The sequence below is a fragment of the Paenibacillus sp. MMO-177 genome (assembly GCF_037147795.1).
In the GTDB taxonomy this organism is placed as follows: Bacteria; Bacillota; Bacilli; order Paenibacillales; family Paenibacillaceae; genus Pristimantibacillus.
The window spans coordinates 1-17,962 of record NZ_JBBCUR010000022.1; the positions used below are offsets into that span (position 1 = coordinate 1).

The 17,962-nt window shown below is 48.5% G+C and carries 11 protein-coding genes, 3 tRNA genes and 1 rRNA gene; 2 read left to right on the forward strand and 13 right to left on the reverse strand.

Going from position 1 to position 17,962, the window contains the following annotated elements:
- Positions 1–308: 308 nt before the first annotated feature.
- Positions 309–902: a DUF1273 domain-containing protein gene (locus WFK81_RS30340; RefSeq protein ID WP_336791067.1), complete on the reverse strand. Its 594-nt coding sequence runs from the start codon at positions 900–902 to the stop codon at positions 309–311.
- Between the two features lie 137 nt (positions 903–1,039).
- On the reverse strand, positions 1,040–5,257 hold the full coding sequence (locus WFK81_RS30345; RefSeq protein ID WP_336791069.1) for a choice-of-anchor I family protein: 4,218 nt from the start codon (positions 5,255–5,257) through the stop codon (positions 1,040–1,042).
- Positions 5,258–5,486: 229 nt separating this feature from the next.
- Here WFK81_RS30345 and uraA point away from each other — a divergent pair, with 229 nt between their 5' ends.
- The gene (gene uraA / locus WFK81_RS30350) at positions 5,487–6,794 is read left to right on the forward strand and encodes a uracil permease (protein WP_336791071.1); all 1,308 of its coding nucleotides are present in this window, start codon (positions 5,487–5,489) and stop codon (positions 6,792–6,794) included.
- Between the two features lie 54 nt (positions 6,795–6,848).
- Here uraA and WFK81_RS30355 read toward each other — a convergent pair whose 3' ends face one another.
- The 7 genes from WFK81_RS30355 to WFK81_RS30385 all read right to left on the reverse strand — a co-directional run bounded on the left by WFK81_RS30355 (position 6,849) and on the right by WFK81_RS30385 (position 16,312).
- Entirely contained in the window at positions 6,849–8,060 is a 1,212-nt protein-coding gene (locus tag WFK81_RS30355) for a sugar ABC transporter permease (RefSeq protein ID WP_336791073.1), read from the reverse strand.
- An 80-nt stretch (positions 8,061–8,140) separates the two neighbouring features.
- Positions 8,141–9,661 carry a sugar ABC transporter ATP-binding protein gene (locus WFK81_RS30360; protein ID WP_336791075.1) on the reverse strand — a complete coding sequence of 507 codons (1,521 nt, stop codon included), beginning with the start codon at positions 9,659–9,661 and terminating at the stop codon, positions 8,141–8,143.
- Positions 9,662–9,849: 188 nt separating this feature from the next.
- Positions 9,850–10,950: a sugar ABC transporter substrate-binding protein gene (locus tag WFK81_RS30365; RefSeq protein WP_336791077.1), complete on the reverse strand. Its 1,101-nt coding sequence runs from the start codon at positions 10,948–10,950 to the stop codon at positions 9,850–9,852.
- 254 nt (positions 10,951–11,204) lie between these two features.
- The gene (xylF, locus tag WFK81_RS30370; RefSeq protein ID WP_336791079.1) at positions 11,205–12,311 is read right to left on the reverse strand and encodes a D-xylose ABC transporter substrate-binding protein; all 1,107 of its coding nucleotides are present in this window, start codon (positions 12,309–12,311) and stop codon (positions 11,205–11,207) included.
- Positions 12,312–12,338: 27 nt separating this feature from the next.
- A complete protein-coding gene (locus WFK81_RS30375) occupies positions 12,339–13,886 on the reverse strand; it encodes a response regulator (RefSeq protein ID WP_336791081.1) in 1,548 nt (515 codons plus the stop codon).
- 3 nt (positions 13,887–13,889) lie between these two features.
- Entirely contained in the window at positions 13,890–15,335 is a 1,446-nt protein-coding gene (locus tag WFK81_RS30380) for a sensor histidine kinase (RefSeq protein WP_336791083.1), read from the reverse strand.
- Positions 15,332–16,312 (reverse strand): sugar ABC transporter substrate-binding protein, encoded by a 981-nt coding sequence (locus tag WFK81_RS30385; RefSeq protein ID WP_336791085.1) that lies wholly within the window; start codon positions 16,310–16,312, stop codon positions 15,332–15,334. The genes WFK81_RS30380 and WFK81_RS30385 overlap by 4 nt, the downstream gene beginning before the upstream one ends.
- Before the next feature lie 220 nt (positions 16,313–16,532).
- Between WFK81_RS30385 and WFK81_RS30390 the strand changes: the two genes are divergently transcribed.
- Complete coding sequence (locus tag WFK81_RS30390; protein WP_336791087.1) at positions 16,533–17,375, forward strand: CPBP family intramembrane glutamic endopeptidase; 843 nt, start codon at positions 16,533–16,535, stop codon at positions 17,373–17,375.
- 91 nt (positions 17,376–17,466) lie between these two features.
- Here WFK81_RS30390 and WFK81_RS30395 read toward each other — a convergent pair.
- The 4 genes from WFK81_RS30395 to WFK81_RS30410 all read right to left on the reverse strand — a co-directional run.
- Positions 17,467–17,541: transfer RNA gene (locus tag WFK81_RS30395), tRNA-Gly, on the reverse strand.
- A 5-nt stretch (positions 17,542–17,546) separates the two neighbouring features.
- Positions 17,547–17,621 (reverse strand) — tRNA-Gln (locus WFK81_RS30400).
- Between the two features lie 28 nt (positions 17,622–17,649).
- Positions 17,650–17,725, reverse strand: a tRNA-His gene (locus WFK81_RS30405).
- 129 nt (positions 17,726–17,854) lie between these two features.
- Positions 17,855–17,962: ribosomal RNA gene (locus WFK81_RS30410) — 23S ribosomal RNA — on the reverse strand; the annotation flags it as partial.

Below are 17,962 nucleotides of genomic sequence, written 5' to 3' on the forward strand. Positions count from 1 at the left end.
CTCCATTAAAGTGTTTGACTTGCTCATTCATTTAAAAAATCGCTTTTCCGTTATAAATAACGGGGCAGTTTCGCTCGTTGTTCAGTTTTCAAAGAACAATTTGTTTTTCGCAACAACGTTTCATATCTTATCACGTTGCTCTTTTCAGTGTCAAGCACTTTTTTAAATCGTTTTTTCAAATCTATCAAACCATTTATTTGTGCTTTTCGCTCCAACCGCTTCTTTCTCTCGGCCGGAATTAGAATATACCATAGGCTTGTACAGCATTGCAAGTCTTTTTTGCAAAAAGTTTAAATAGGTTTCATGAGCTACTCTATAGGCTCTTCATAATTACTCTCATAGGCGTCCACATACGAATCATAGCTTTCTTCTTCCGCTGCGTTCTGGATGTCCTCTGCCGTAATAAGAATCAGCTCGTACCCGTCTCCCTCATGCTTCTTCAGCGCTTTCTCTTTTACGTACTTCGCGCTTCCCTCGGCAGCTTCTTCATCGTAGAAAAGAAGCAGTCCGTCCGATTTGCGGAACAACAGCTCGTCTCTCGCCTGGAACTGCCAAGGACCGACATAAGGCTGGTGGCTCACCGCCCCATAATAATCAACCTTGGTTATAATCTGCCGGTAGTACTCTTTTTTCTCGTCGTTCCATTGCTCTTCGGGATTCATAAAAGCGGTAATAATCGATAGCTTCAGCTGCGGGTATACCGATTGAAGCTCAAGCGCTACTTCGCATACCCAAAGATCAAATCCGTATTGTCCCGGCGTGATGACCCATTCCAGCCCCTCTTCAATGAGAGGAATAAGCTTGGATTCGATCGCTTTTTTTATATAAGGGATATGCTTATGCTTCTGGTTAAAGATCTGGAGCTCATGTGCCCGGTACCCGGTTGCAAACAACGTCTTCAAAAAGTCCACCTCATTTCATCATCCATCCAATATAACAGCATTCGGAGACGGAGCGTCAGAGAATATACGTTCTGTTTCATCTATACCGATAAAGAAAGAGCTGCCCCCAATGGAGACAGCTCTTCTTCCGTTATATCTTATTTGCTCATCAGCTGCATAAATACGGCAAGCATTTTTGCTGTTTCCTCGCGTGTTGCTAAGTCTTGAGGCGCGAAGTAAACACCGGAATGGCCGGATTTTGTTTTGCCGTTGATGATGCCTGCTTGCTGAACGGCTTTCACCGCTTCCTTCACGCTTGCTTGAATAGCGCTGCCGTCTGCAAAGGTAACCGCCTTCTGGCTGGCAGGAAGATCGAAGTTCATTACGCCCGCGAAGCGAACCAGCATGGAAGCCATTTCCGCACGGGTAATAGAAGCCTTCGGATTAAACTTGCCGTCGCCTACTCCGCTTGTAATGCCTTTATCCGCTGCCCATTGCACGGCATTAGCATAATAATCGGTCGTACGGACATCCGAGAATTTGCCTGTTTTGTAGCTGCTTAATTGAGCCCCTGCGATGCGGGACAAAAGAACGGTAAAGTCTACTCTTGTAATCCGCGCTTTTGGCGAGAATTGACTCGAGCTTGTTCCGGAAATAATACTGCGTGCCGACAAATACGTAATGGCGTCTTTTGCAAAGCTGGATGTTGTGTCCTTGAAGGACTTCTTGTTATAAGCCACCGCATAACGGGAGAAATGAGTAACATCAAAGCTTACCGTACCCGTAGCAGGGTCATAAACACCGGACGGTACGGTTACAAGCTTGCCGCTATCCGAGATGTAATAGATGATAATCGCGTTGCGGTCTTCATTTGCCGCTGGCGTATACGGTACTTGAACATGCACAGTACCTCCGCCAAAGGTAGTAATTGAGCTGCCGTTTGCTTTTACCCCAAAATCAAACACCGGATGGCTTCCCACAGCTTGCAGGAATTCGGTACGCTTAGCTCCCGTTAATCCTGCCCCTGCCGTAGCCGCATCGGACTGGCGGACGGTAATCGTAACATCATTGTTTTTAGAAGATGCTGCAATGGATGCGATCGCTTTTGCGTCAAAGGATACCGTGCCTACACCCGCTTCAATCGTCAAATTCGTCAGAGCTGCATCTTTGGCATCCCTGAAGATACCCTTCTCGAAAACAATTGCCGCTTCTTTTGCTTTGCTGCCCGGTACGGCCGAAACCGTCAAGCTGCCTGCCTGGCCGGATGCCAATTCGCTCTGCAGTTTTTTCAGGGCCGATGTAAATTGGCTGGACGTCACATTTGCATTGGCTTTGCCCGAGCCGTTGGTTGTGGAATCAACCTTCGTTACTACATTAGCTCCGGAAGATCCGTTATCAATAATGGTCGAATTGCCTCCACCAGTGCCCGCTCCGCCGCTGCTTGGCTGTTCAGGCGATACTACAGGTGAAGCCGCTACAGTTACCATGCTTTCCGCCACACCGTAGCCGTCCGCACTTGTCGCTTTGATGACAGCCGTACCTGCTTTAACAGGCGTAACCTTGCCATTCTGATCAACCGTCGCAATGCTGGAATCCGAAGAAGACCACGTAAAGCTGCTCGAAGAACCGTTTGCAGGTACAACCGTTGCCGTCAGCTGACCGGCTGTTCCGCCCGCTGTTAGAGAAAGAGACTTCTGGGCAATGGACACTTTGGTTACGTTAAGTTGGTAGATGCCTACTTTACCGCCTACTTCGTAAGCAACCAGCACCAGAGGCTGTCCGGTCGGGCTGACAGATGCCGGGATAAACTCTATGCCTTCCGGACCGGTATCCGTGTCTAGATTTACTTTACCGTCAGTTCCTTTAAACACACGGGTATTTGTATAGTTAGCAAACTTAGGTTGCTCCGGATCCGTAACGTCATAGGTCATTAAGCCGCCTACACGCTCCAGGCCGATAAAAGCAAGCTGTCTGTTGCCTACTTGGCCAACCTTAATGTCTTCCGGCTCCGGACCTTTCTTCAAACTGCGGTCATCCATCGCGATTTTGCTGTTGCTGACGTTGAAGTAATCCGGTAAACGTTGTGCCGTGATATTCTCGAAATCATTGCCGCTGTCATACACCTGATCCATCGTGTCCGCATTCCAAATCGAGAAGGAACGGCCGCCATACATATAGATACTGTCATTGCCCATATCGCCCGCTACTTCAATCGCGTCATAGGCTGTAGTATCTTTCAGGAACTTGTACGCTTCCGAGTTAGGATCCAAGCTGCCCTTAAGCGCACCTACCGTACTAGCGTTTGCTCGGAATTCAGATGCGTCTCCTTCGTTAGCCGACAACAGATACGTCTTGCCGTTCACCGTATAGGAAGCAATTCCGTCCGGCATATACATGCCTTTAAACGGTACTGTCTCCAGCTGAATAGCGCCATTGGATTGAACATCCAAAGCGTTGGCAGGATTATTATAGTCTTTGAAGCCAAGCGCTTTTACCGCAGTAACTTTATGCGCAGCAATATCAACAACCGCTACGGCGTTGTTTTCTTGAAGCGTCGCATAAGCGGTCTTGCCGTCAGCGGAAAGCGTAATGTATTCCGGTTCCAGATCGTAGAGCGCATCTTCTTTCGAGCCGCTCGATTTGACCGTATTCGTTACCGGATCCAGCCCGCCGCGGATATGTACGCCATCCTCAATGACAGAAGGGTCATCGAAGTATGCTGGCATAGATTTACCGGTTACAGTATCAACAATTGTGATGCTGCCTTTGGCATCCTTCGTGACAAGGCGCGGCTCCGCTTCGTCAGCCGTAAGGATATAACGGCCGTCTTCGGTCGATTTGATCATATCCGGCTGTACGCCCGAAACATACTCGGTTATATAATTGCCGTTATAATCGAGAACAAGAATTTTACCTGGCTTCAGCGGATCCTTCTCCTGTATGGATACAGCAATCCGTTTGGTTGTTGTATTGATATCTACGCTCGTCAAATCACCGTATACAAAACCTTTTGTCTCAGAAAGATCCTTCACGAAAACGGACTTTTCCGTCGTCAGCGTACCTGTTGCATTGCCTAAGCTAACAATCTCCAAGGTTGGCGGATTGCCGGAGCCGTTAACCAAATAAAACTTGTTGTTGTCTTTATTGTATTTCACGATTTCGGCAACGCCGCCGTCTTTGTTCGGGGTACCAATCGAGAAGGTGCCAATCTTTTCAACCGACAGCGTATCCCTCATCTCGCGAAGCTGCTGGCCGACTGTAAGCCAGAACGATTTGGTTCCCGTTGCAGCAGGATTCGCACTGTCCGTTGCCGTTACTGTAATAAGGGCAGACTTAGCAGCCGCTGTTGGCGTACCGGTAATCACTCCAGTTGCACTATTAAGCGTAAGACCGGCAGGGAGATTGGTAGAGTTGTAAGTAAAAGGTGCTGTTCCGCCGCTTGCGGCAACCGTAGCCGTATAAGCAGTTCCGATAGTTGCGCCTGCGAGTGCCGTTGTTGTAATAGTAACCGGATCAACTTGAGGTGTTTCCGGTTGTTCAGGCGTTGTTACTCCCCAAGGTCCAAAAGCGCTGTTATGAGGAAGGGTAGCCGCCAGTTCCGTTTCTCTTCCGGCTACATTTAATGCCTCGTAATCAATTTGTTGAAAATCGGATTTATTATCATCCATATCAACAGTTGTCTTGCGGCGAATAGCTTTCTTCTTGGATGTGCCTTCGGTAGCGCCTGTTGGATATGCTGTTTCGTATCCGTCGATGTCACTGCCGGGATCGTTGCTGCCTGTACCAACCATATCTACATAACCGGCTGGCTTTGTATTAAACGGATTGGAGTCGGAAGCCGCAAGCTGAGTCTGATTGCTCATCAAAACGACTTTCATGCCTTTGTTATTAATATATTGCGTATCCCAAGCTTGATCGGCCTTTCCTGCGAGGCTGATTTTTGCATCTCCTGCGTTTGCAGCCACATTCGCTGCCGCACCTGTGATAAGGAAAGAGGAATGCGCTTTTATCGTGCCGGTCAAATCAAGCTTCTTCCAGTCTGATGTAATTGCTCCTGTTGTCGCGCTGGTACCGCGATCGTTATATTGCAAAGACCATCCGGACAGATTGATATCGTTATCGGTTGGATTGTAAAGTTCTATAAAACCGTTAGTAAAATAAACCCCTGTTGATGCAGCCGTTCCACCACCGTAAACCTGATTGATAATAACGTGCGGAATACTGACGCTGTATTCGTTCGAAGCATTGTAAGGAGTTCCCGCCAGTGGAGTTGCGCCGCCGCCATCCGCCATTGCCACACCGGTCCCCAGTAAGGCTGTAGCGGCGATTTCGGCAGCAAGGAAAATGGACAAGAAGCGTCTGCTTTTATTGATCATTTATTAGTTCCACTCCCATTTCGTAGATTCTATTAAAATTGTAAAGGGGGAATGTTTTCTAAAGGTTAATAGGGAGTTTAAGTTATTGTAAATAATTGTTATTTTCATCTCTGAATAATGTGAATATCGCGCATGGATTAAGAAATGTCTTGCCAAGCAACACTATACTTATGTAAAATCGAGCAAGTTGCGCAAAAGTTGACTTTATGTTATGGAGGGTTACAGCTAGATGAAACCACAAGAAATCGGCGTCCACGAAAGGCCGCCAATGGGCCAAAGCCTCATGCTGAGCATTCAGCATTTGTTCGCGATGTTCGGCTCAACCGTACTCGTTCCAAACCTGCTTGGCGTAGACCCGGCAATTTGTCTTCTGATGAACGGGATCGGCACTCTGCTTTATCTATTTATCGTAAAAGGTAAAATTCCCGCGTATCTCGGCTCCAGCTTTGCGTTTATCGCGCCGGCCGGAGCGGTAATCGGGAACCACGCCTCCCACTCTGACGGCTATGCCGCAGCACTTGGCGGTTTTATTGCAGCCGGCGTTGTATTCACCGTTGTTGCTCTTATTATCCAAGCCGCGGGTACCGGCTGGATTAACGTGATTTTCCCGCCTGCTGCGATGGGCGCCATTGTAGCGGTTATCGGACTTGAGCTTATTCCGGTTGCAGCGGGGATGGCCGGATGGATCAAAGCGCCAAGCGCACCGGCTGACCAAGTTTGGACACCGGACAGTACGGCCATTACGATCTCCATCGTTACGTTGCTTATCACCGTGCTTGGTTCGGTATTGTTCCGCGGCTTCATGCGCATCATTCCGATTCTTGTCGGTATCGTGTGCGGCTACTTGCTTTCCTACTTCCTAGGTTATACAAACTTCGATAACGTATCGGCAAGCAACTGGCTTGCGGCCCCTACGTTTACGACGCCAACCTTTGAATGGGCAGCCATTCTGACGATTGTTCCCGCTTCCCTGGTTGTTCTTGCCGAGCATATCGGCCATTTGATCGTAACCGGCAACATTGTCAAAAAAGATCTGTCCAAAGATCCAGGCCTGCACCGTTCGCTGCTCGGCAACGGTATCTCGACCCTGCTGTCCGGCTTCCTTGGCTCTACGCCTAATACGACTTACGGCGAGAATATCGGCGTACTTGCAATTACGCGTGTCTATTCGACCTTCGTTATCGGCGGCGCTGCCGTATTCGCTATCGTGCTGTCGTTCTTCGGCAAGTTCTCGGCGCTGATCGCAGGTATTCCCGCTCCGGTTATGGGCGGCGTATCGCTCCTGCTGTTTGGCGTTATCGCGGCTTCCGGTCTCCGGATGCTTGTCGAGTCCAAAATCGACTACAGCAAACCAACCAACTTATACCTGACAACAGTTGTTCTCGTAACCGGCCTTAGCGGCGCGAAAATTACAATCGGCGACTTCTCCCTCTCGGGCATGGCGCTTGCAACCGTAACGGCGATTATCCTGAGCCTGTTGTTCAAAATCTTCGAGATTACCCGCCTGTCCAATGATTCGGAGGCTTCCGGTCATTAAAACGCAAAAGCCCAGCGGCCAAATAAGCCGCTGGGCTTTTTCATAATAAGAGTATTAGCTTCTTTTTCTCCGCGTCATCACATCGAAGATTACCGCAATCGCAAGCACGCCGCCGCGAATCATGTATTGATAAGAGATGCCTACCCCCATCAGGTTCATGCCGCTTGAGAGGGAAGCCATTACGATCGCTCCGATAATCGATCCGGTGACTTTACCCACGCCGCCTGCTGCAGATACCCCGCCGACATAAGCCGCCGCAATCGCATCAAGCTCGAACAGCGTACCGGCTGTTGTCGTAGCCGACTGGAGGCGTGCCGTGAAGAGAATACCGGATAAAGCAGAGAGCAGACCCATGGAACCGAACACGATGTAGGTAATCTTTTTCACGTTGATCCCGCTTAAATGCGCCGCTTCCGGGTTGCTGCCAACCGCATAAATATGACGGCCAAGCACGGTGCTTGTGGTCAGGAAGTGATAAATCACAACAACGAGCAGCATGATAATAACCGTCCAGGAGAAGCCGTTATAACCTGCGATAATATAAGTAATGTAAGCAATAATCGCGGATACGAAGATCAGCTTAACGGTGAACATGCCCTTGGAAATCACTTCGAATTGGTATTTGATCTTGTTCCGGCGTTTGGAGATTTCAAAGTAAATAAAGAGAAGAATAACAAGCACGCCAAGCAACAGAGACAAGAAATTCAGATCGTCCAACTTGAACAACGACGGGATATAACCGTTACCCAGCGCGTTGAAATGCTCGTCCTTAACGATAATCGTACCGGTCTTCTCGGTTACGCGAAGCAAGGCGCCGCGGAAAATCAACATGCCGGCGAGAGAAGCTACGAAGGACGGAATGCCCAGCGACGCAACAAGCACGCCGTTAAACAAGCCTACAACAATACCGAAAATAAGGATAATCGGGATCGTAAGATATACGGGGACACCCGCCTGCGATAGTAAAATAGCGGCAATAGCTCCCAGGAAGCCTGCAGCAAAGCCAACCGACAAGTCGATATGGCGGATGACGATAACGAGCGTCATGCCTACCGCAAGCACCGCAATATATCCCGTTGCGTCAAGAAGGTTGCTAATGTTACGGGAAGACATAAACAAGCCGTCCGTAAGAATCGAGAACGTCAGCATGATCACAAACAAAGCAATGTACATGCCGTACTCGCGAATATTTACTTTCAGCAATGTTTTACCTTCGGAAAGAATGTTTGTCTGATGTTCCTTTTTGCCCTGAGTGACTAAGTTCATGGGTGATCCTCCTAAAATGAATGGCTGCACAAAAGGCGGTTATGCGCCGATCGCGGCGATTCATGCTTCGTAAGCATTATCTATTGCGTTGCGAATTGCATAATATTTTCTTGGTTCGCCTCTTCAATCGGAAGCTCGCCTTTAATCGCGCCTTCCGCCATGACATAAATGCGGTCGCTCATGCCGAGAATTTCCCCAAGCTCGGAAGAAATCATAATAATGCTCATTCCTTCCGCAATCAGCTTGTTCATAATGGTATAAATCTCGAATTTCGCGCCAACGTCGATACCGCGTGTCGGCTCATCGAGGATAAGCAGCTGCGGCCCGACGAACAGCCATTTGCCAAGCGATACCTTCTGCTGATTGCCGCCGCTAAGATTGCCCACGATCTGTTCGATGGAAGGAGCCTTGACGTTTAACGAGCTTTTGTAATCGCTGGCAATCCGGATTTCCTTATTGTCGTTGATGACGCCTTTCCGGGAGATTCCGTTCAGGTTAGCCGCAGAGATATTATTTTTAATATCCTGGATGAGGAACAACCCGTCGCCTTTCCTGTCCTCGGTTACGTAAGCAATGCCTTCCTTGATCGCATCCTTGGGATGCTTGAGCGATTTGGCGGAACCGTTCACCAAAAGCTCGCCTTGCAGTCTATAAGACTTTGGATTGCCGAAGATGCTGCGAGCAAACTCCGTCCGTCCCGAGCCCATCAAGCCGGCTATTCCGACGATTTCTCCTTTTTTAACATGCAGGTTCACATTCTTGACGACATGTCTTCCGAGCTGAGGATCGTAAGCGGACCAGTTCTTCACCTCAAGGATCGTGCTGCCAAACGATTTATTCATTCTCTTCGGATAAATATCTTCGATTTCGCGGCCAACCATGTTGCGGATAATCGTATTTTCCGTTATTTCACCCTTGGACCCTTCCAAGGTACAAATGGTGCGTCCATCGCGAAGCACCGTCGCTTTATCCGCAATGGAAATCACTTCTTTGAGCTTATGGGAGATCATAATGCAGGTAATGCCCTGTTTCTTCAACTCCCGCAGCAGATCGAGCAGATTCTCGCTGTCATTCTCGTTTAAGGCTGCCGTTGGTTCGTCCAGAATAAGCAGCTTTACGTTTTTGCTTAATGCCTTGGCGATCTCGACCAGCTGCTGCTTGCCGACACCCAGGTCTTTGATCAGCATTTCGGGATTTACATTCAGTCCAACCCGTTGGAGCATTTTCTTGGCTTCGGCTATCGTTCTGTTCCAATCCACCACCGAGCCGCGTTTTATCTCGTTGCCCGCAAAAATATTTTCGTAAACCGTAAGATCCGGGAACAGCGCCAGCTCCTGATAGATAATGGCGATGCCGGCTTTAACGCTGTCGCTGATTTTGTTAAAGGCCTGGATATCATCTTCGAACACAATATCGCCTTTATAGCTGCCATAGGGATAAACACCGCTCAGAACCTTCATCAGCGTTGATTTGCCGGCCCCGTTCTCGCCGATGAGACAATGAATCTCACCCTTCTCCACCTTGAAGTTTACGTCCGTGAGCGCTTTGACCCCCGTAAATTCCTTCGAGATATTGTTCATTTCCAAAATGTATTTGCTCATCATTTATGCACTCCTAAAAGAATTTTCGCGTTCTTTGCGATAATTCTTACATCGTAAGGACTTTCTTAAGCAAACAACTCTATAAGCAAGGAATAGTGATAGACGAATCTACCACTATTCCAAAAATGAATTGCAAAGCAATTCATACTTCGTAAGCATACGTTTTGCTCTTTATTCGTTTACGATTATTACAGGCCTGTGAAATCGCCGGCAGCGTAGTATCCCGACTCGATCAGTTCCTTCTTCACGTTGTCTTTGTTCACGACAATAACGTTCGTTTGTTTTGCTTTTACGTCGATTTTGCCGTTTTTATACGAACCCGTGGTTTGCGGTTCGTTGCCGTCCAGAATATTTACGGCCATACCCATTGCGTCTTTAACAAGCGTACGAACGTCTTTGAATACCGTCATCGATTGTTTGCCGTCAATGATGTATTGGATGGAAGCTTTTTCAGCATCTTGACCGGTTATTACATAGCTCTTAATTGCGCTATCCGCTTTGAATACATCAGCAATGGAACGTGCCGTACCATCGTTTGGAGCCAGGATGGCTACATCACCTTTCATGTCGGCAGCTGCGGCAGTCAAGTGAGTTTGAGCTTTGTTTTTCGCTTCGTTGGGGTCCCAGTTTGTTGTGACTTGGCCGATGATTTTGCTCATTTGGTCACGGGACAGGTCTTTTGTACCTTTAAGTGCTTCAGCTTCACTCGAGTTCGCAATTTTGAAAGTACCGTCAGCGATTTTTGGCTGAAGTACGTTCCAAGCGCCTTGGAAGAACAGGAAGGCGTTGTTGTCCGAAGCTGCGCCTGCGTACAGGTACAATGGCTGGCCGTTGCCTTTTGCATTATCAACCAGGTATTGCGCTTGTGCCGTACCTACCGCTACGGAATCGAATGTTACGTAGTAGTCAACCGCGTCCGTATTGGTAATCAGACGGTCATAAGAGATAACTTTGATGCCTTCTTTTTTTGCTGCTTCTACAGCTGCGGCAGCCGCGTCGCCGTCTTGAGGACAGATAATGAGAACCTTGATGCCTCTATTAATCAATGTTTCTACGTTTTCTTTTTCCTTTGCGGAGGAGCCTTGGCTGAACAAGATTTCGGTTGTGTATTTGGAGCCTTTTAGCGCGTCCTTAAAGCGTTCCTCATCTTGAATCCATCTTGTTTCGTCTTTTGTTGGAAGAACGATCCCAACGCTGACTTTGCTGTCGCCTTTACCGCAAGCCGCAACCAACGCCGTGAGCAGCAGAACAACCATCAAAAGCGCAAACGATTTGAAGCCTTTTTTCATTTTCGTTACCCCTCCAATAATGTCTTTGTTCCTTACACGACCAACTATAGCACGGGTAATTCCCTATGAAAGCGCTGTTATATAGCACTCTTTTATAACCGCCTAGACTTTTTTGAACAGTCGGGGTCCGCAGGCAAAAAAAAAGGAGCTATCCCTTAAGTCATTGAAATGACGTTGGGACAACCCCTTATGATCTTACCTGCTGGATTTTTAAAATAGTCGTACTAACCTTGCACGAAATACATTATATTTGCCTACTTCTTGTTAACGTTCTTATAGACGTCTTCGCGGGAATGGAATCCGTCGGCAATAATCGTCTGGTTAATATTGGATTTGTCTACGGCGATTGGGGACAGCAGCACGGAAGGCACTTCGATCTTGCCGTTATTCACGGTCCGGTCCGCACCGGTGTCCTCGCCTTTGGCCAGCTTGACGGCAAGCTCGGCCGCTTTGTCGGCCAGCAGCTTGATCGGCTTATACACGGTCATCGTCTGCGTTCCTTCCACAATCCGCTGGGCCGCAGCAAGCTCGGCATCCTGGCCGGCCACCGGGAGCTTGCCCGCCAGCCCTATCCCCGCAAGCGCTTGAACGACACCGCCTGCCGTTGCGTCATTGGCCGCAATAACCGCGTCAATGTTATTGGCGTTCGCTTCGAGCGCATCCTTCATGTTGGCCAAGGCATTCACCGGGGTCCAGTCTTTCGTCCATTGATCATAGACGATCGTAATATCTCCTCTGTCGATATAAGGCTGAAGCACATTAAATACGCCTTGCTTGAACAAGTGCGCGTTATTGTCCGTATCGGCACCGCCGATATAAACAAATTTACCCTTCGGCACAAGCTTGGTAATCGCTTTGGCCTGCAGCTCCCCTACCGCTTCGTTATCAAACGATACGTACAAATCCACGTCGGCGTTTTTTATGAGACGGTCATACGCTAGCACTTTAATGCCGGCCGAATGCGCCTTCTTCACGATGGCTGCCGTCGCATCCGCGTTATGAGGAACAACAACCAGTATATCGACCCCTTGGCTGATTAAAGCTTCCGCTTGGGAAATCTGCTTGGCGTCATCCCCGTTAGCCGCAATAATCTCCACATCCGCGCCAAGCGCTTCGCAGGCCTCGCGGAATAAATCCCGGTCCTTCAGCCAGCGTTCCTCCAGGAGCGTATCCATCGAAAAGCCGATCTTAATCCTTTTACTTGTCTGATCGGAAGGAGCTGCCGTGGCCTTAGGCTGTTTATTATTTAGGCTCTCAGCCGTCGACCCGCCGTTATTGCTGTCGCAAGCCGATAGGATGAAACAAACGATTAGAACGGCAATGAACAGAATCGATCTTCTCCTTGCGAAGCCTAGTTTCATTTGCTTCTCTTCCTTCGTCCCAAATTTTTAGCTCGAAGCCGATTTGCCAAGGAGCGTCTTGCGGTATTCCGTCGGAGAGACCTCGCACATCTTTTTGAATACCTTGCTGAAGTAATTCGGATCATGATAGCCAACCATATAGGTAATCTCCTTCAAGCTCCGCTCGGGGTCTCCCATAAGCTTGATTGCTTTCTTAATGCGGCATTCGGTCAGGAAATCGATGTAGTTAACGCCAAGCTGGTCTTTAAACATTTTGCTGATATAAAAAGGACTTAAACCAACCATTCGCCCGATCGCTTCCAGCGAAATATCCTCGTGGGAATGATCCGTAATATACTGTTTGATCTGTTGTATCGCGTCCGGCTCAATCCGTTCATGATGCTCCGTATACGACTGTCTCATCCGCTCCAGCAAAAGCTCAGACTCCGCCCTAAGCTGCCTGTAATCCTGCGCCTGGAAGGAAAACATCGGCGTATCGATCTCGGCGCCCATCTCAAGCAGAACGCGGGAAGCAATCCAGAGCAGCTCGAGTACACGCTGCTGCGCATGCACGAGGTTTGCCCCTTCATTCTCGTAACGGCGGACAAAATCCGTCAAATCGTTACGGACTTGCTCCCATTGCCCAAGCCGGATTCGATCGAACAGTTGCTGCTCGAGCTGCTTGACCGGATAACCGTCCCGCGTAACGCCAAGAACGGGGGTATCCTCGTAAAACCTGTATTTGACCGGCAGCGACGGATCGATCGAAGCCATTAAAGCCTCCTGATAGGACTGCCTGATTTGATCCAAGGATTCATACACGTTGCCGATTCCGACAAACCAGCCGTCATTGCCATCCGCCTTCGCCACGGCGAGCAATTCGCGTGCCATTGCCACAGCCTGGGAACGGTAAGACCTGTCTGCCTCCGGGAATACAATAAGTGGAATTTGCCGTCCGTACATCGCGCCAACCCAGCCGCTTCCCATTTTTCGAACCTTTTCTTTAATAGCGATATAACAGCTTTCAGCGCCTGGAGGCAGCAATACGTTCATCGCGTACTTCTCGTTCGCCGTACGCACGCCAAGCAGCCCTACCAGCTCATCCAAATGCACCTCATGAACATGATCAAACAATAATTGCGTAACGATATCCGTCTCGATGATCGGCATTACCCGCTGCAGAGCAGTTCGCTGAAGCTCGGTTGTTTCTTCCGTCCTCCGCTCCTCTTCAATGAGATGAAGAACGCGCTGGACGGTTGTTACGATCTCGGAAGCTTTGCTTGGCTTGAGGAGATAGTCCTTGACGCCAAGCTTGATCGCTTTGCGCGCGTAGTCAAACGTATCGTAAGCCGTCACCATTATGAATTTAATCGACGGCTGATTCGCGCTTATCAGCTCTACCGCCTCAAGTCCGTTGATTCCCGGCATCTTCACGTCCATTAAGATCAAGTCGGGACGAAATTCCTCCGCCAGCTGTACTGCTATATTCCCGTTCTTCGCCTGTTCAATGATAATGTTCGGCAATCCATGCTGCAGGATGGCCTTTAACCCTTCGCGCTCAATCTGCTCGTCATCCACAATTAACAGCTTATACATGCGTTAACCGGCCTCCCTTTCCTTCGGCAGCTTCAAAATCACTTTTGTTCCTTTGCCTACCTCACTCTGAATAGCCATGACATCCTCCCGGCCGTAATACAGTCGCAGCCGGTTAATCACATTGCCAAAGCCGATGCCCGTCGAATGCCCGTCGCCCTCTTGGCTGGCGAATCGATCCTCCATGATGTGCGATATTTTCTCCTCCGATATGCCGCTGCCTTCGTCTTCAATCTCGATCCTAATCTCGGAGCCCTCGTCCCGGACGCGGAACGTAATCGTGCCGCCATCTTCAAGCGGCTCTATAGCATGAATAACGGCATTCTCGATAATCGGCTGGATCGTAAGCCCCGGAATCTGAACATATAAGCACTCTTCATCCACTTCTTCCACAAAGCGCAGCCGTTCCGTAAATCTTGTTTTCTGGATAAAAACATATTCGCGCAATACGCGGACTTCCTCATAGAGCGTAACCGGCCTGTCTAGCCGCTTAAGATTGTAGCGGAGCAGCCTTGCCACACTGGTCAGCAGATCGCTTGTTTCCAGCGATCCCTCCAAATAAGCTTTTTTCGATAACGTATCCAAGGTGTTAAACAAGAAATGAGGATTGATCTGACTCTGCAGGCTTCTCAGCTGACTTTCCTGCAGGAGCAGCTTGTTCTTCTGAAGCTCGCTTTCGAGCTGCGCTTTCGTCTGAATCTCCGAGATCAGATTATTGATGTTGATCCTCATTCGGTCAAAGGTTTTGGCGAGGAAGGAGATCTCGTCGTTAGCATAAATTTCGATATGGGTATCGAATCTACCCCGCGACAGCTCGCGGGCAGCTTGGGTAAGACGCTGAATGGGACGGGTGATGCTGAGCGAGAACCAATAAGTAAATAGCAAGAGGAGGAATGTGATCAAAGCCAGCATCCACACCCCAAGCTTCTTCAGCTCCACGGACTGCATAATCATGCCGCGGTAGAACTGGTCGTACGTCTGAAGCTCGGTCCCGAGCAGCGTTAACGTCATTTCCGATATATACTTCGATAGCCGTGTGGCTTCCGTAAAATCATTTAGCGCTTCTTCATTGTTCTTCTCGTTCAGAAGCCGGAGTGACCGATTCGTAGAGTCCACCAGACTGTCGATCAGGTTCAAATAATTCGTTAGAGTAAAATGATTGCTGTTGTTGCGCAAATCCGCAATATGCAACTGAGCATTGAGTAGTCTCTGCCGATCCCCCTCGACATTAGAAAGCTTCGAAGGCGTTGGCGTTTGTATGTAGTTATTTAGCGAAGTAACCAGCTGCTGGCTGGACGCGCTTACCTCGTTCATTTGCAGGTAACGCTGCAAAATATCGTTATATTGATCCTGCATTTTCTGATTGTAGTACGTAAGGATAAACCAGATCGCAACCATGATAAACAAGACAATAGCGGTCAGCGACAATATCTTTTTTTGGACTGTATTCATTGGAGTTCATCCGCCTTAAGAAGCCGTATATCCGTAAAATAACCATCATATTTTAGGGGGAAGGTCTCGCCCTTCAGCCACTGCACCATAAGCTGCACGCCAAGCTCGCCCATCATTTCCGGGGATTGCTCGATAATGCCGCTCATCTTCTTCTCCTTCAGCAAGGTCTTGATCTCCGGGCTGTCGTCAAAGGAGTAAATATGAAACTTGCTCAGCTGCGCACGCTTGCCAATCTCCTGCACCATCGCGCTTGCGTTGTTTGCCGTGACCGATACGAAAGCAGCTACTTTCGGCTCTTTATTCATAATTTCGTTGGTAGCGGCAACAACCTTCTCCCTTGTGTCCCCCGCTACTACCGTAATAGGTTCTATGTCCGGATAGAACTTCAAGATATTAAGAATTCCGTTAAGACGCTTGCTCTGAAAATCCTCCTGACGATCCGAGACCATAAGCACAACCTTGCCTTTATGACCAAGATCTTCGGCCAGTTGCGCGCCTATCATTTGGCCTGCCTTATAATGATCCGAACCGATGTAAGTCCGTCTTAAGCTGTCTTCAATAGGTACGTCGTTAGCAATCGTGAAGATCGGAATTCCGTTCCCGGCTGCCTTAACCGTCGCCAGTTGATTAAACTCATCCGTATTAAGTCCCTGTACCAGAATGCCGTCAACCTTAGAGGCGATCGCGATCTCCATATTTTTCAGGAAATCCTCCTGATTGGTCCCGTAGCTGCCCCATACTTCAAGCTCGGCTCCATATTGGGAGGCGGCTTTGGATGCTCCGTTCTCCACCTTATCCCAAAAGGGCGTGTCCAATTCTTGCGTAATCAGGATGAGACGATATCCGGATTTATTAGTGCTGCCCACATCGGCAGGAGCCGACAAATTATAGTGAAATACATGAATAAAAGAAGAGAGAGTAAACCCAAGCAATACCAGGCATATAGCGGATAACAGGACAATGACGAGTTTCCTCATTTGTCGGCTCCTTTGTTTATGTAGCAATCTATTAAAACGCTTCCATCCATAGTTGCCCTCATCATAGCACAATAGACCTAGTCAAGAAATGTAAATTTTCCGTACATAAAGAATTGACAATAAAATAATCCGAAAGCTATAATTTTGTAGCAGTAATGGATGAATATGGTATTTAAAACTTTGAAAATGGATGGTGGTTCGAATTAAAAAGTTTTTTAGCGTGGCAGGCAAAATTGTATTAAGCGGATTAATCCCTATTGGAGTTATGGTTGTGGTGGGTATCGGTTACGCCATCTACGCTGTCGCAACAGGCGCCGATATCAATGAGGTTACGAAGGTTGGAGGGGCTCGCTGGACGCAATACCTGCAGACGGTACTGTTTATCGGGTCTGCCTTTGCCATGTATGCGTGGTTTGAACGCAAGCACAAGTGGCCCTTGGGATTGAAGCAGAAGCACGGAGTAGACCGGGGTCTCCAAGGTTTTTTTGCAGGAATTCTTCTCATGACCCTTTCCGCCGTTCTGATTTGGGCAGCGGGCGGAGTAAGCTGGGAAGCCGCGAAATGGGACCAAACCTTAATTCTTTCCTTGTTTGAAGGCATTATTTTGTACATATTTGTCGCATTTTCCGAAGAGTTATTCACACGTGGATACATTCAGGGACTTATCAAATATAACTATGGAACAAAGGCAGCGATTATTGTAAGTTCGATTATTTTTGCACTTATGCACAGTATGAATCCGAATATGTACGAGACGCCGTTTCCGTTCATCAATATTTGTCTGGCAGGTATCCTCTTCTCGATAGCAAGAGAGCTGACCGGAGGCTTGTGGTGGCCGATTGGGCTTCATATGAGTTGGAACTTCTTCCAAGGCTACGTATACGGCTTTCAAGTATCCGGAACGGAACCTGTGCCGGCTGTCCTTCAAGTAACCGACAACGGCCCTATCCAGTTGTCAGGCGGAGAATTTGGCGCTGAGGGAAGCTATATGGCCTCGCTTGTCCTTATCCTGGGTATAATAGCCGTCTACTACCTTTATAGGAGACAAAATAAAACTCATTAATGCCTCTAAGCGCTGACCTTGCGTCAGCGTTTTTTTGTGTGCAAATATAAAAAAGACTACCTCGTATGTGAAGTAATCTTGCGTTCTTATATGGAGCGGAAGACGGGAATCGAACCCGCGACCCTCGCCTTGGCAAGGCGATGCTCTACCGCTGAGCCACTTCCGCTTAAATGGCTGGGGATCAAGGATTCGAACCTTGGAGTGACGGAGTCAAAGTCCGTTGCCTTACCGCTTGGCTAATCCCCAACAATTATAGGTTATTGTAAGGTAATAATGGGGCGATCGAAGGGAATCGAACCCTCGAATCTCGGAGCCACAATCCGATGCGTTAACCACTTCGCCACGACCGCCATATAATCGGTGTTTTTGCACCTTCAAAACTGGATGCGAAAGTTTGAATTCCTTAAGTTGTTTTTGGGGCCCCCGCAAAGTACTCGGAATCTACTCCGAAGCATTTGCTTCACTTTGTGGGGTTCTTTTAGGATAAGCCCTCGACCGATTAGTATTCGTCAGCTCCACACATTGCTGTGCTTCCACCCCGAACCTATCAACCTCGTCGTCTTCAAGGGGTCTTACTAATTGGGAAA